We start from the raw sequence: 15370 nt of genomic DNA on the forward strand, positions 1-15370 counted from the left end.
ATCTATCATGTTTGCCTGATTTAAAAAAGGCTGCGCATTATACGCAGCCTTTTTCTATAACTAATTATTTATCTTGCTCAGCTCGTTCTTTTTCCTCTTGTATAACTACTTTACGAGATAAATTCACACGACCTTGCTTGTCGATTTCAATAACTTTCACCAGTAATTGATCGCCAAGTTTCAACACGTCTTCTACTTGCTTTGTACGTTCCTCTTGAATTTCAGAGATGTGAAGTAAGCCATCTTTGCCTGGGAATATTTCGCAGAACGCGCCGAATTTTTCAATACGTTTAACAGTTGATAGGTAGTACTCGCCCACTTTTGCTTCACGTACGATGTCTTCGATAATTTGTTTTGCACGCGCGTTCATTTCTTCATTTGCTGAAGAGATATAAATTGTACCATCTTGCTCTGTATCAATCTTCACGCCTGTTTCTTCAATAATTTTGTTAATCTGTTTACCACCAGGTCCAATGACATCGCGGATTTTATCAGGATTGATTTTCACGATAACAATTTTCGGTGCAAATTGAGATAATTTTTCACGTGGTTCAGCAAGCGTAGCAAGCATCGACTCTAAAATGTGCATACGGCCGATTTTAGCTTGTGTCAATGCTTCCTCTAAAATATTGCGTGATAGACCATCGATTTTAATGTCCATTTGAAGTGCAGTTACACCCTTAGCTGTACCTGCAACCTTAAAGTCCATATCTCCAAGGTGGTCTTCCATACCTTGAATATCAGTTAAAATAGAGTAATGCTCTCCTTTTTTAATAAGACCCATTGCAATACCTGCTACAGGAGCTTTTAAAGGAACACCCGCATCCATCATTGCTAACGTCGAAGCACAGATAGAAGCCTGTGATGTTGAACCATTTGATTCAAGCACTTCTGATACACAACGAATTGTATATGGGAATACAGATTCATCTGGAATAACTGCTTCAAGAGCACGTTCACCTAGTGCACCATGACCAATTTCACGACGACCTGGTCCACGAATTGGGCCTGTTTCCCCTACTGAGAATTGAGGGAAGTTATAGTGATGCATAAAGCGTTTTGATTCTTCCACGCCTAAACCGTCAATAATTTGTACATCCCCAAGTGCACCTAGTGTACAAATTGATAGGGCTTGTGTTTGTCCACGTGTAAATAACCCAGAACCATGAGTTCGTTGTAATAAACCAGTTTCAGAAGAAAGTGGACGAATTTCGTCTAGCTTACGACCATCTGGACGGATTTTGTCTTCTGTAATTTGACGACGTACTTCGTCTTTTACCATCTTATCTAGAATTGTATATACTTGCTTCATTGTAACTTCATCAGCTTCTTGCTCTTCATATGAAGCAATAACACGTTCTTTTACTGCTTGAATAGCCTCATCACGTGCATGTTTTTCTGCCGTTTGAATGGCATCATGCATGTCAGTCTCACAAGCTGCTTTTATATCTGCTTGAATTGCTTCATCAATTTCAAATAATGTCACTGGTAATTTTTCTTTTCCTACTTCAGCAACAATTTGCTCTTGGAACGCAATAATTTTTTTGATTTCTTCATGGCCGAACATAATTGCTTCTAACATTACCTCTTCAGGTACTTCTAATGCACCTGCTTCAACCATGTTAATAGCATCTTTGTTCCCTGCCACAGATAAATGAATTGTTGATTGATTAGACTGTTCCACTGTTGGATTCACGATGAATTCACCGTCAATATATCCAACTTGTACGCCTGCAATTGGACCGTCGAATGGAATATCAGAAATAGCTAGCGCTAATGACGAACCAACCATAGCTGCCATTTCAGATGTACAATCTGAATCATTAGACATAACCATTGAAATCACTTGTACTTCGTTACGGAAACCGTCTGGGAACATCGGACGAATTGGACGGTCAATTAAACGGCTTGCTAGTATTGCTTTTTCAGATGGACGTCCTTCACGCTTAATAAAACCACCAGGAATTTTACCTGCTGCATATAAACGTTCTTCATAGTTAACTGTTAATGGGAAGAAATCAAGTGGTTTTGGCGATTTAGACATTGTTGCTGTTGCCAGTACAGATGTATCACCATAGCGTACTAATGCGGCACCATTTGCTTGTTTTGCTAACTGTCCTACTTCAATAACAAGTGGACGGCCAGCCCATTCGTAGGAATAGACTTTTTTTTCGTTCATTCAATGAACCCCTCTCTATTATAAAAACACTTACTCGTCTGTATGTACTAATAGTAAGTGTACCAAAAATGCTTGTTCTATGCTAAATATTTCATGAAATAATCATACATTTAAATTCAGTTATTGCCAATTTATTTAGGATTTATTTCTCTATTTGATTGAAAGGGTGTTTTTCAGCTTTATTTAAAAGTGGATCTATCAATATCACGCCACTATTTTCCTGAATTGCTTCCTGCAATCAACGTCAGATACAAGACTCCCACCTCAACATCAGCGAAAGCAAAAAAGATAGGCGGGAGATGAACTACCCGTAAAAACCCAATAATCAGTGGGGATGAAGAAAACCGACACTGATTATGTTTCACTTTATAAACATAAAGAAAAAGCGGGAATAATCCCGCTTTTCGTTTGTCAATTAGCGACGTAAGCCTAAACGATTGATTAGTTCACGGTAACGTTGTACGTCAGTTTCACGAAGATATTTTAATAGGTGACGACGACGACCTACCATTTTAAGAAGACCACGCTCAGAGTGGAAATCTTTTTTGTGTGTACGTAAGTGAGCGTTTAGAGCATTAATTTCCTCTGTTAATACTGCAACTTGTACTTCTGGTGAACCAGTATCACTTTCGTGTGTACGGTACTCAGCGATAATTTCGTTTTTACGTTCTTTTGTAATAGCCATTTGTATGGACCTCCTAAATAATTGTTAATCCCCATTAGCACAGTACACGTTGGAGTCATCGATATACCGAGCTAAGGTTAAGCATATTATGCACTTATGAATGTTACCATAAATCAATTGGTCAAGCAAGCGTTAACGTAAGCCTATTCATATGCTAAAGTAAATAATTTACTTTAATAAACTTTATTTGCATTTTACTGTTGGAACTCAAAAAATTAGGCTCATCACATAATGTGTGTTGATTTCCGTTCCACGGGGCGATTCCAATCAACTTATATATGGCATAAGTTTTATCTATCTAGTAATAAGCTTAAAATATTCAATTGCTTCTTGTTTATCTTTTTCGATTTGTGCTTTCAACGCTTCAATACCATCGAACTTTCGTTCACTTCGAATACGTTTATACCAAGCAACATGCACTTCTTCACCATAGATATTTTTTTCGAAGTTTAATATATGAACTTCGATAGATAATTGCTTATCATTTGGATCTTTAAATGTCGGTTTATAGCCTACATTACATACACCATCATACCAGTTATTTTGTACAAGTAGACGAACAGCATACACACCACTTGCTGGAATATAAGTTCCCTCTAATGCCTGGACATTTGCAGTTGGGAAACCTATTGTACGACCACGCTTATCACCGTGTACTACAATTCCTGTAATTTCAAAAGGGCGTCCTAACAGCAATCTTGCTGCTTCCATATCGCCCTCTTGCAAAAGCTTACGGATACGTGTTGAGCTAATTTTTTCGATATCGTCAGTTTTCTTATCAACAACTGTCACACCATAATCCCCATTACTCCATGCACGCATATCTTCCATTGTGCCTTTACCAAATGCACCAAACGAATAATCAAAACCAGCTGTAACATGTTGAATATTCAACCCACGAATAAATGTATCTATAAACGCAGCAGGTGAAAGCTTTGCAAAATCAGATGTGAAATGTACAACAAATACTGTATCCACACCTTGTTCTTCAAAAAGCTGCAATTTTTGCTGTAATAACGTGATATAAAAAACTTTTTCGTTACGGCCGCCAAGCACTAAGGAAGGATGCGGGTCGAATGTCATAACAGCTGTCGGAATTTGACGCTTATCCCCTTCTTCCTTCGCCGCCTGAATAACTGCCTGATGCCCTCTATGTACACCATCAAAAAAGCCAAGCGCCAATGAATATGGCTGCATGCTTTCTCGTTGCTGTAGTTGGTGTGGGTATTTTAAATGAATGACCTCCATACAAAAAATCCTCCTACTCTATCGTTGGAAACATCTTATGTGGCTTCATCAACCCTTCCTTTGTAGGATGGGCATGATAAACCGCAATGGCTTTCCCACTGATTCCAAAAACAATTTTATCATGTATCTTTAATAATGCATCCGCGGGAAGCACTTGTCCATTGAAAATTTCTTTTTCATTAGCAGAAGTTATCTCAATATATGGATAGTCTGTTAATGCATGCTCAACTGGCAAAATACATGTATCGATTTGTTCAGCTTCCATCAGCTCAGCAACTTGTGATAATGTAAAGCAATTGTCTTGCGTAAATGTACCCGAGGCTGTGCGTACGAGCTCTTTCATATGCGCAGGATAGCCCAGTGCCTCTCCAATTTGTACAGCTAGTGTGCGAATGTATGTCCCTTTACTACATGCTATACGGACGGGAAATGTGATCTCTTGACCTTCGTATACTTCTGCATCATCTAGTAGCTCTAGAGCATAAATAGTAACTTGACGAGAGGGTCTTTCGACAGTTTCACCTTTTCGAGCATATTCATAGAGACGTTTACCATTTACTTTGACAGCTGAAAACATTGGTGGCGTCTGATGAATGACACCTGTTAGCGAGGCTAAAACCTCCTGCAATTGAGTACGTGTGAACTTTTTAATCGTACTATCTTGCTCAACCGTATCTCCTTCTGCATCCTCAGTTGTCGTTGTACGGCCAATTGAAATAACGGCTTCATAGATCTTTCCTGCATCTGTTAAATATTCTGCAATACGCGTTGCCTGACCAATACAAATGGGAAGAACGCCCTCTACACCTGGATCAAGTGTTCCTGTATGGCCAACTTTTTTTGTACGTAAAATTTTTCGTAATTTAAAGACGCAATCGTGACTTGTCATACCTTGTTCTTTCCAAAGTGGTAAAATACCGTTCATAAATATCCTCCTTAAATCAATTCGTTTTTCGTATATTGACAGTATCCAAATTCGGATATTTTTCGCTCAAGCAAATTTCTTTGAATATAAAAAATCTGCCTGCATGGACATGCATGTGGCAGACTTTTTATGTTAGCTTATTCTTCGTGTAAACCTCGTAGTAACGAATCTATGCGGTTCCCATATTCAATCGATGAGTCGAATTCAAAGATTAATTCTGGTGTACGACGTAAACGGATTCGTGAACCAATTTCGGAACGAATGAAACCAGAAGCTTTTAATAATGCTTTAAGTGTTTCCTCTCGTTCACGTTCATTGCCTAGAGTTGTAATATAAATAGTCGCTTGCTGTAAATCACCTGTTACCTCAACACCAGTAACAGTAATGAAACCAACACGCGGATCTTTTATTTTACGGCCAAGAATATCACCAAGCTCTTTTTTCATTTGCTCAGCAATACGGTTTGAGCGTAGAGACATAGTTTGTCACCTCAATTTCGATGTACAGATAGTTGTGTACTCCATTACATCATAAGAGACACAACTATCTAATGCTACTTATAAATAGTCTCGCCACGCATTTAACTGTTCCCAAGATGGATTTGACTGTAAGTAGTGGAGCGCATGATTAATTTCTCGCTCGGCGGCTTCTTTTGATGAAGAAACAGCAACAAGCGCTATTTTTGTGCGTTGCCATACATTTTGATGGTCAATTTCCGCAATGGAAACATTAAATTTTTGCTTAGTGCGAGTAATCATACGCTGTAAGACAGCTCGCTTTTCCTTTAACGAATGGGCAGTTTGAATGATAAATTCAACCTCTGCATAGACAATCATTATACGCGTTTAACTTCTTCCATAATGTAGGCTTCAATAATATCGCCTTCTTTAATGTCGTTGAAGTTTGTAATTGTAATACCACATTCGTAACCTTTTGCAACTTCTTTCACTTCATCTTTGAAACGTTTTAGTGTATCTAATTCACCTTCAAAAATGACTACGTTATCGCGGATTACACGTACGCCAGAATCACGAGTTACTTTACCTTCTGTTACGTATGAGCCAGCAATCGTACCAACTTTTGATACTTTAATTGTTTGTCGAACTTCTGCTTGACCAATAATTTTTTCTACGAATTCTGGATCAAGCATACCTTTCATTGCTTGTTCAATTTCCTCGATTACTTTATAGATAATGCGGTGTAGACGAATATCTACGCCCTCTTCTTCTGCTGCACGTTTTGCATTGACATCTGGACGAACGTTGAAACCAATAACAATTGCATTTGAAGCCGCAGCAAGTGAAATATCTGACTCTGTAATTGCTCCAGCGCCAGTATGAATAATTTTCACGTTTACGCCTTCAACATCAATTTTCATTAATGATGCAGCCATAGCTTCCACAGTACCTTGAACGTCGGCTTTAACAATTAAGTTTAGCTCTTTCATTTCGCCTTGACTCATTTGTTCGAATAAGTTATCAAGCGTTACGCGTTGTTTTTCTGAGCGTTGTGCTTGAATTGCAGACATTGCACGAGTTTCTCCAACTTGGCGTGCTGTTTTTTCGTCTTCAAAGACAACGAAACGGTCGCCAGCTTGTGGTACATCATTTAAGCCTGTGATTTCTACTGGCATTGATGGTCCAGCTTCTTTCACACGACGGCCTTTATCATTCACCATAGCACGTACTCGCCCATAAGCATGGCCGACAACAATTGGATCCCCAACTTTTAATGTTCCGTCTTGTACTAAAAGCGTTGCAACAGAGCCACGACCTTTGTCTAACTGTGCTTCAATTACTGTACCAAGCGCTAAACGATTAGGCGTTGCTTTGAATTCTCCAACTTCAGCAACAAGTAAAATCATTTCTAATAATGTGTCAATGCCTTCACCTTTTAATGCAGAAATTGGTACGAATATAGTGTCGCCGCCCCAAGCTTCAGGAACTAGGCCATGCTCCGTTAATTCTTGCATAACACGGTCTGGATTAGCTGAAGGTTTATCCATTTTATTGACTGCTACGATAATAGGTACTTCTGCTGCTTTTGCGTGGTTAATGGCTTCTACTGTTTGTGGCATAACACCATCATCCGCAGCTACTACTAAAATTGTTAAGTCCGTTATTTTCGCACCACGCGCACGCATTGTAGTAAATGCAGCGTGTCCTGGTGTATCAAGGAACGTAATTTTTTTGTCGCCTTCAGTTACTTGATAAGCACCGATATGCTGAGTAATACCTCCAGCCTCTCCAGCTGTAACTTTTGTATTGCGAATAGAGTCTAATAATGTAGTTTTACCATGGTCAACGTGACCCATAATTGTCACTACAGGAGGACGTTCTGCTAAGTCCGCCTCGTTAACTTCTTCTGTTTGTTCGAAGTGTGTTTCTAAATCCGTAATATCTACACGGATTTCTTCTTCAACTTCTACACCATAGTCTGCGCAAATTAATTCAATTGCATCCTTATCTAATTCTTGGTTAATTGTTGCCATTACTCCAAGCATAAATAATTTTTTAATGATTTCTGATGGTTCACGGTGTAGTTTTTTTGCTAATTCTGCTACTGAAAGTGATTCAACAAAAGTAATTTTTTCTGGTAATTCCTTTTGTTTCACTGGTATAGATGGTTGATGTGTTTTAGGATGGCGACGTTTGCCTCCATGGATTCCTGGTTTTGGACGTTGGTTATAACCACCGCCACCTCTGCGATTATTATTATTATTATTATTATTATTATTGTTATTTTGTGTCATATTTCGATTTTGATTACCTTTTGTATTCTTAGATTTTTCGTTAGACGAATTTGAGTTTTGATACGTTTGTTGTTGCTGATTGTTTGCTTTAGGTTTGGAAGAAGCAGATTGCTGCTTTTGTCCTTCCTGCTTTTTCACCGAGTGCTGTGGTTTTTGCGATACGTTTTGAGTAGGTGGCTTCGTTTCTTTCTTCGCTGAAGTTGGATTAAATGATTGGTTTAACTTCGCCACCATGTCTTTTTCTAACATGGACATATGGTTTGTTACACTTACATTTAATTTATTTAGTGCTTCAATAACCTCTTTACTCGTTTTATTCACTTGTTTCGCATATTCATGAACTCTGATTTTGGTCATCTGCTCACCCCCGATTATTTTTCGTTGAGTAGACTAGACAATTTGCTTGCAAAACCTTTATCGGTAATAGCTAAAGCCACTCGGGCCTCCTTACCTGTAGCATGTCCTAGATCATAACGATCACCAATTACATGATACTCAACGTTGTAGTACGTGCATTTATCTTGAATTTTTTTGCTAGAGTTTTTAGAAGCATCGTTTGCAAGCAGTACTAGCTTAGCATTTCCATTGCGGACTTCCTTTACTACTAACTCTTCTCCTGAAATAACTTTACGGGCTCTCGCCGCTATTCCAAGCAAATTAAACACTGCTTGATTAATCATATAATAGACTCCCTACGAATGAGTAAAATTAGCTCATCGTAGATTTCTTCAGGGATTTTTACATCAAGTTGGTGCCCTAAAACATTTTTCTTGCGAGCGATTTCAATCGCCTCCTCTGTTTTAGAGACATAGGCACCGCGTCCGGGTTTTTTTCCGGAAACATCAACACTTACCTCGCCCTCTTTCGAACGAACAACACGAATCATTTCTTTCTTTGGTAGCATTTCCCCAGTAGCTACACATTTTCGAAGAGGTACTTTTTTATTAACAGCCATAAGAATCACCTTTCCTCTCTGAAGCATATCGTAAGAGGTGGACTAGCCATGTCTACGTTGGTCATAAATCGAATTTAAAATAATCAATCCGTAAAATTTCCGTTGTAGGCTCTGCCATTATTCAGTCGACGCGCTCGAACGCCCACTGAATAATGGCAGCTAACCAGTCACACGGGCTTTCTTACTTATTCTTCGTCATCTTGATATAAGTCAACTGCAACATCATTAAAATCACTTTCTTCTTCAGCAGGTATGAAAGTGCTTGTTGCAGATGGATAAATACCTAAGTCACGAGCATCTGTTTCACTCTTAATATCAATTTTCCAGCCAGTTAGCTTCGCAGCCAAACGTGCATTTTGACCACGTTTACCGATTGCTAGTGATAATTGATAGTCTGGTACGACAACAGTTGTAGATTTTTCTTCTTCATTTACTTGAACATCTAAAACCTTAGATGGGCTAAGAGCATTTGCTACGAATACAACTGGATCCTCAGACCATTCAACGATATCGATTTTTTCACCGTTTAATTCATTGACAATTGTTTGAACACGAGCGCCTTTTGCCCCTACACATGAACCTACTGGATCAACCTCTTCGTTATGCGCATGAACAGAGATTTTTGAACGATCTCCTGCTTCGCGAGCAATTGATTTAATTTCTACAATTCCTTCATAGATTTCAGGTACTTCCATCTCAAATAAGCGGCGTAATAAGCCAGGATGTGTACGTGAAACAATGACTTGTGGTCCACGTGTCGTACGCTCAACCTTTGTAATGTAGACTTTGATGCGATCATGAGGGTGATATGTCTCACCTTGAATTTGTTCGTTTTGTGGCAATGCCGCTTCCACTTTTCCTAGACCTACGTAAATATTACGAGCATCTAGGCGTTCCACTACACCTGTCACAATATCATCTTCACGGTCAACATATTGCTCGTAAATTAAACCGCGCTCTGCCTCACGTACTCGTTGTGTAACAACTTGTTTTGCTGTCTGTGCGGCAATACGACCAAAGTTTCGAGGTGTCACTTCTTGTTCAACCACATCATCTAACTGGTAAGCAGGGTTAATAGCTTTTGCATCTTCTAAAGAAATTTGCAAACGATCATCCTCCACCTCTTCCACTACATCTTTACGTGAAAATACACGAATAGAGCCCTTATCTAAGTTTAGATCTACACGAACATTTTGTGCTTGATTGAAGTTGCGTTTGTAAGCTGTAACTAATGCCGCTTCTATTGCTTCAATTAACACATCTCTTGAAATTCCTTTTTGTTCTTCCAGCGCATTTAGCGCATCTAACAAATCACTACTCATTTTGTTTTCACTCCTAAATATGCATTATGCTTAAAAATCGATGGCTAGTCGAGCCAATGCGATTTTCTCTTGTTCAATTGTTACTGTAATTTTGCGCGTTTTAATACGAACTTCCATCACTAATGTATGTTCATCATATGATGTTAAGTAGCCTTGGAATTCCTTCATGTCCTTGACGGGCTCATAAGTTTTTACATAAATAAATTTGCCAATCGCTTTTTCAAAATCAGCATCTTTTTTTAATGGACGCTCTGCTCCAGGTGAAGAAACTTCTAAATAATAGTTTTGTGTAATTGGATCTTTTTCATCCAACAGCAAACTTAGTCGTTCACTAACTTGAGCACATTGGTCAATGTCAATTCCACCCCCAGGTGTATCTACATAAACACGTAAAAACCAGTTGCGTCCTTCTTTTACGAACTCTATATCCACTAACTCAAGATTTAACTCTTCAACAATTGGTTTAGCGAGCTCTTCGACTAAAGATGGTACTTTGCTCATTGTTTCCTCCTGTATCTATCAAATTCTAGCGTAGTAAGAGTTCATCACGATCACTTGGTGTTGTAATGAACCATAATAAAACAGAAATTCCACCAGTTGCTTTGGTGAAATTTAACGGTCTTACCTGCTGTTAGTCAAAAATTTGTTTTGCTACGGTATAACAACAGAAAAGAGCGGGAATGCCCCACTCTTTTGCTGGAAAACTATCAACAAATTATTACCATAAGGATAGCATAGTTTACAGCACAATGCAAATTTCCTTATTCTAAACATGACTTGCACTTAGCTATAAATGTGTCTGGAATTTGAAATTATGCCTCGGCATAATTGTAGCTGCCGCTTGCTTTCGCTACAGATAAACAATGCGTCCGGATTTGGCTTTGTGCTTAGGCCTGCATGTGGCCTAAGCATTATTATAGGTAATGCCATTGCCTTTTATTAAATACTTAGAAAAGTGACAGTTGGTTTGCGTCAGGCATCCCCTCTAAGCAGCCCAACTGATCCATGTATTCGATTAATGTTTTAGAAACACGACCTCGTTGCTGTAAATCTTCCTTCGATAAAAATTCACCATCCTCACGTGCTGCCACAATTGTTTTAGCAACGTTAGTACCAAGTCCAGGAATCGCATCAAATGGAGGGATTAATGAGTTACCATCTATTACAAATTCACTAGCCTGTGAACGATATAAGTCAACCTTTTGGAAGCTCATACCACGCTCACACATTTCAAGAGCTAGTTCCATTACGGTTAATAAGTTTTTCTCTTTTGTTGAAGCATCTAGGCCTTTCATATTGATTTCATCGATTTTTGCACGGATCATTTGTGAGCCCTGTACCATCGCGATTAAATCAAAATCATCTGCACGTACTGTAAAATACGCTGCATAGTAAAGAATTGGGAAGTGTACCTTAAACCAAGCAATACGAACTGCCATTAAAACGTAAGCAGCAGCGTGTGCTTTCGGGAACATGTATTTTATCTTTTTACATGATTCGATATACCAGCCCGGTACTTTATTCGCTAGCATCTCTGCTTCAAATTCTTCAGATAAACCTTTCCCTTTACGTACTGATTCCATAATTTTAAACGCTAATGATGGTTCTAGCCCTTGGTAAATTAAATAAACCATGATATCGTCACGACAGCCAATTACTTCCTTCAGCACACATGTACCGTTTTGAATTAATTCCTGCGCATTACCTAGCCACACGTCCGTTCCATGTGAAAGTCCTGAAATTTGCACAAGCTCCGAAAATGTCGATGGCTTTGTATCTTCTAGCATTTGACGTACAAAACGGGTACCGAACTCCGGAATGCCCAGTGTTCCCGTCTTACAGGCTATTTGTTTTTCTGTTACACCTAAAGACTCTGGAGAACTAAAGATCTTCATAACGACTGGATCATCTGTTGGGATAGTTTTTGGATCTATTCCAGATAAATCCTGCAACATCCGAATCACAGTCGGATCATCATGCCCAAGAATATCAAGCTTTAAAATATTATCGTGAATGGAGTGGAAATCAAAGTGCGTTGTACGCCACTCTGCATCTTGTGCATCCGCAGGGAATTGCACTGGTGAGAAGTCGTAAATATCCATATAATCTGGTACTACGATAATTCCCCCAGGATGCTGCCCTGTTGTACGTTTTACGCCTGTACAACCTTGTACTAACCGATCTACTTCGGCACCGCGGAAATGCAGGTTGTTATCATTAGCATAGCCTTTTACATAGCCATATGCTGTTTTCTCTGCAACTGTACCGATTGTTCCCGCACGATAGACATAATCTTCACCGAATAATACTTTTGTGTAGTTATGAGCTTGTGGCTGATATTCACCGGAAAAGTTGAGATCGATATCAGGTACCTTATCTCCTTTAAAGCCAAGGAACGTTTCGAACGGGATATCTTGCCCATCCTTTTTATACGGTGTTCCGCATTCCGTACAATCTTTATTTGGTAAGTCATAGCCTGAGCTTACTGAACCATCATCAAAAAACTCAGAATGCTTACAATTTGGACAAATATAATGTGGTGGAAGTGGATTTACCTCAGTAATCTCCATAAAAGTCGCTACTAATGATGATCCGACAGAACCACGGGAACCAACTAAATAACCATCAGCTAATGACTTTTTCACAAGCTTTGCAGAAATTAAATAAATTACGCCAAATCCATGACCTAAAATCGATTTTAATTCCTTTTCGATACGCGCTTTCACGATTTCTGGTAATTCCTCACCATATATACGATGAGCCATTTCATAGGTTAAATTAGTTACTTCATCATCAGAGCCTTCAATTTTTGGTGTATATAAATCATCTTTAATTGGCTTAACATCACCAATCATATCTGCTATTTTTTGAGAGTTGGTGACAACTACTTCTTTCGCAAGGTCTGGTCCTAAAAAATCAAATTCATCAAGCATTTCATCAGTCGTTCTAAAATGAACCTCAGGTAGCTTTGATCTATTTAATATGTTGGCACCGCCTTGAGAGCCAATTAGTATTTGTCTAAACATCCCATCTGTTGGATCTAAGTAATGGACATTACCAGTTGCAACCACTGGCTTATCAATCTTCTTGCCAAGCTTTACGAGCTTGCGAATAATATCTTCAAGTGTCCATTCATCACGCACGACATTGCGCTCAATTAATGGTGCATATACAGCTTTAGGTTGAACTTCAATATAATCATAAAAACTCGCAATTTTCTCCGCTTCTTCAGGAGATTTATTCATCATGGTTTCAAATAATTCACCATTACTACAACCTGAACCAACTAATAACCCTTCTCTAAACTGCTCTAGTATCGCGCGTGTAACACGAGGTACACGATAGAAAGTTTTTGTATGCGAGTGAGATACTATTTTAAATAAATTCTTTAATCCAACATTATCCACCGCTAATATTGTGCAGTGCATTGGTCGTCCCTTTTTATAAGCATCACCACCACCGATATGCTTATTAAAGTCATCGTGGTATTTGATACCTAATTCGTCTGCATCTTTTAACAGCTGTAAAAGTAAAAAACCTGTTGCCTCTGTGTCATAAATAGCCCGGTGATGCTGGGTTAATTCAATGTTAAACTTTTTACATAGTGTATTTAAACGGTGATTTTTCATCGTTGGAAAGAGTAATCTGGCAAGTTCCAACGTATCTATGACAGGATGAATTGTTCCCTCTAATCCATATTTTTTATAGCCTGTGTATAAAAAGCCAATATCAAACGATGCATTATGAGCTACTACAATGCCATCTCCGATAAATTCATGGAACTCCTTAATGACTTGCTCCACTTCTGGCGCGTTGCGGACCATATCATCTGTAATGCCTGTTAGTTCAATGGTCGTCGCAGAAAGTGGATGATGTGGATTGGCAAAGCTTTCGTATTTGTCGATAACATTTCCATCTTTAATTTTCACCGCGGCAAGTTCAATAATTGTATCGTAAGCTGTAGATAAACCTGTCGTTTCTACGTCAAACACAACATAAGTATCATCAGCTAATAATCGATGTTCAGGTGCATAAGCAATCGGTACGCCATCATCTACTAGATTAGCTTCCAAGCCATAAATAACTTTGATACCATGCTTTTTCCCTGCTGCATAAGCATCTGGGAAGGATTGCACAACAGCATGGTCGGTAATTGCCACGGCTGGATGACCCCACTTTGCAGCCTGCGCAACAAGTCTATCAACTGGTGTTACAGCATCCATTTGGCTCATTGGTGTATGCAAATGCAATTCTACCCGTTTTTCGCCCTCTGGAGCCTTGTCCTGCCGTGTTTCTTTTTTAATTTCATTAATATCGTTTGCCATGATGATTAGATCACGAATAAATGTGTCAGTTTGTACGGAGCCTCGGACTTTTACCCACATTCCCTTTTTCAAATATTGCATAAGCTCTGCATCATCATTATCACGTGAGAACATCTTTACAATGATGGAATCCGTATAGTCGGTAATTTTAATTTGCAATAAAGAGCGGCCACTTTTCAGCTCTTTTATTTCTGCATCAAAGACAAAGCCTTCAACGACAACACGACGTTCTTCCTCAACAATGCGTTTAATTTCCATGATTTCATCGTCTTTAATCAACATACCAAGCTGGAATGGTCGGTCACCAAGGTTGGCAATGGCTGGATTTTCTTTCTTCTCCTGCTCACGTTTTTGGAAATCTTGTATCGCTTGCTGAGCTAAAACCGCCTCCTCTAGGCGCTTCTGTTCCACGAAAGCTTCCTGTGCTGCAATCATTTCTTCCGTTTTATCTTGAAGCACAAAATCTATCACAATATGCGGAAAGCCGAATTGACCATAGCTTTCGGAAAGCTTTTCTGCATACTTTGTTTTCAGCATCATAAATTCCATTTCTTGCATGCAAGATAAAGTAATCTTTTGCCCATTCCACATAGGCATTTGTGATACAAGACAATTTTTTAAAGTTGGCGCCATCTCATCTATTTGTTCTACTACAGTTAACCAATATGCTTGGACAAGTTCCTCTGTGACATTTTTTTCTACCGTATCAAAAGTTGTGTGAACTTGAGCGATAGCTGAAAATTTTTCAGTTAAATGTGTACGAAAAAGTTGGTATAGAGGAAACGGCAGTATACCTCGTAATTTAATGGTAAAATGCCATAGCCTATTCTTTTTGTGTACAGTTAGACGTGATAATTCACCTTCTTCAAAAAAGGACATATAAACATCATCTGTTAACTCTAGTTGCTGCAAGAGCATTTGAAATCTCGTTCTTGCCTCTTGTTGCTGTTCCAATCTTTGACACCTACTTTCAAAAAGA

General features: G+C 38.9%; 12 protein-coding genes. All 12 read right to left on the reverse strand.

Translation table 11 applies throughout. From position 1 onward, the window contains the following. Nucleotides 1-64: 64 nt before the first annotated feature. On the reverse strand, nt 65-2179 hold the full coding sequence (pnp, locus tag ACIQXF_RS00715) for a polyribonucleotide nucleotidyltransferase (protein WP_402777704.1): 2115 nt from the start codon (nt 2177-2179) through the stop codon (nt 65-67). Between the two features lie 415 nt (nt 2180-2594). Beyond that, on the reverse strand, nt 2595-2864 hold the full coding sequence (gene rpsO, locus ACIQXF_RS00720; RefSeq protein WP_036121378.1) for a 30S ribosomal protein S15: 270 nt from the start codon (nt 2862-2864) through the stop codon (nt 2595-2597). A gap of 294 nt (nt 2865-3158) precedes the next feature. Next, complete coding sequence (gene ribF, locus ACIQXF_RS00725) at nt 3159-4112, reverse strand: riboflavin biosynthesis protein RibF (protein ID WP_402777709.1); 954 nt, start codon at nt 4110-4112, stop codon at nt 3159-3161. A 13-nt stretch (nt 4113-4125) separates the two neighbouring features. Continuing rightward, on the reverse strand, nt 4126-5037 hold the full coding sequence (gene truB / locus ACIQXF_RS00730; protein ID WP_402777712.1) for a tRNA pseudouridine(55) synthase TruB: 912 nt from the start codon (nt 5035-5037) through the stop codon (nt 4126-4128). A 137-nt stretch (nt 5038-5174) separates the two neighbouring features. Further along, nucleotides 5175-5516, reverse strand: a complete 342-nt coding sequence (rbfA, locus tag ACIQXF_RS00735; protein WP_402777715.1) for a 30S ribosome-binding factor RbfA — start codon at nt 5514-5516, stop codon at nt 5175-5177. A 78-nt stretch (nt 5517-5594) separates the two neighbouring features. Beyond that, nucleotides 5595-5873 (reverse strand): DUF503 domain-containing protein, encoded by a 279-nt coding sequence (locus ACIQXF_RS00740; protein ID WP_402777717.1) that lies wholly within the window; start codon nt 5871-5873, stop codon nt 5595-5597. Further along, nucleotides 5873-8146, reverse strand: coding sequence for a translation initiation factor IF-2 (infB, locus tag ACIQXF_RS00745; protein WP_402777720.1), 2274 nt, complete (start codon nt 8144-8146; stop codon nt 5873-5875). The genes ACIQXF_RS00740 and infB overlap by 1 nt, the downstream gene beginning before the upstream one ends. A gap of 14 nt (nt 8147-8160) precedes the next feature. Next, nucleotides 8161-8469: a YlxQ family RNA-binding protein gene (locus ACIQXF_RS00750; protein WP_402777723.1), complete on the reverse strand. Its 309-nt coding sequence runs from the start codon at nt 8467-8469 to the stop codon at nt 8161-8163. Next, the gene (rnpM, locus tag ACIQXF_RS00755; RefSeq protein ID WP_402777726.1) at nt 8466-8744 is read right to left on the reverse strand and encodes an RNase P modulator RnpM; all 279 of its coding nucleotides are present in this window, start codon (nt 8742-8744) and stop codon (nt 8466-8468) included. The genes ACIQXF_RS00750 and rnpM overlap by 4 nt, the downstream gene beginning before the upstream one ends. Nucleotides 8745-8929: 185 nt before the next feature. After that, the gene (nusA, locus tag ACIQXF_RS00760; protein WP_402777729.1) at nt 8930-10066 is read right to left on the reverse strand and encodes a transcription termination factor NusA; all 1137 of its coding nucleotides are present in this window, start codon (nt 10064-10066) and stop codon (nt 8930-8932) included. 30 nt (nt 10067-10096) lie between these two features. After that, a complete protein-coding gene (gene rimP / locus ACIQXF_RS00765; RefSeq protein WP_402777732.1) occupies nt 10097-10567 on the reverse strand; it encodes a ribosome maturation factor RimP in 471 nt (156 codons plus the stop codon). A gap of 446 nt (nt 10568-11013) precedes the next feature. Further along, complete coding sequence (locus ACIQXF_RS00770; RefSeq protein WP_402777735.1) at nt 11014-15345, reverse strand: PolC-type DNA polymerase III; 4332 nt, start codon at nt 15343-15345, stop codon at nt 11014-11016. Nucleotides 15346-15370 lie beyond the last annotated feature (25 nt).

The organism is Lysinibacillus sp. NPDC097231, assembly GCF_044761885.1.
GTDB lineage: Bacteria > Bacillota > Bacilli > Bacillales_A > Planococcaceae > Lysinibacillus.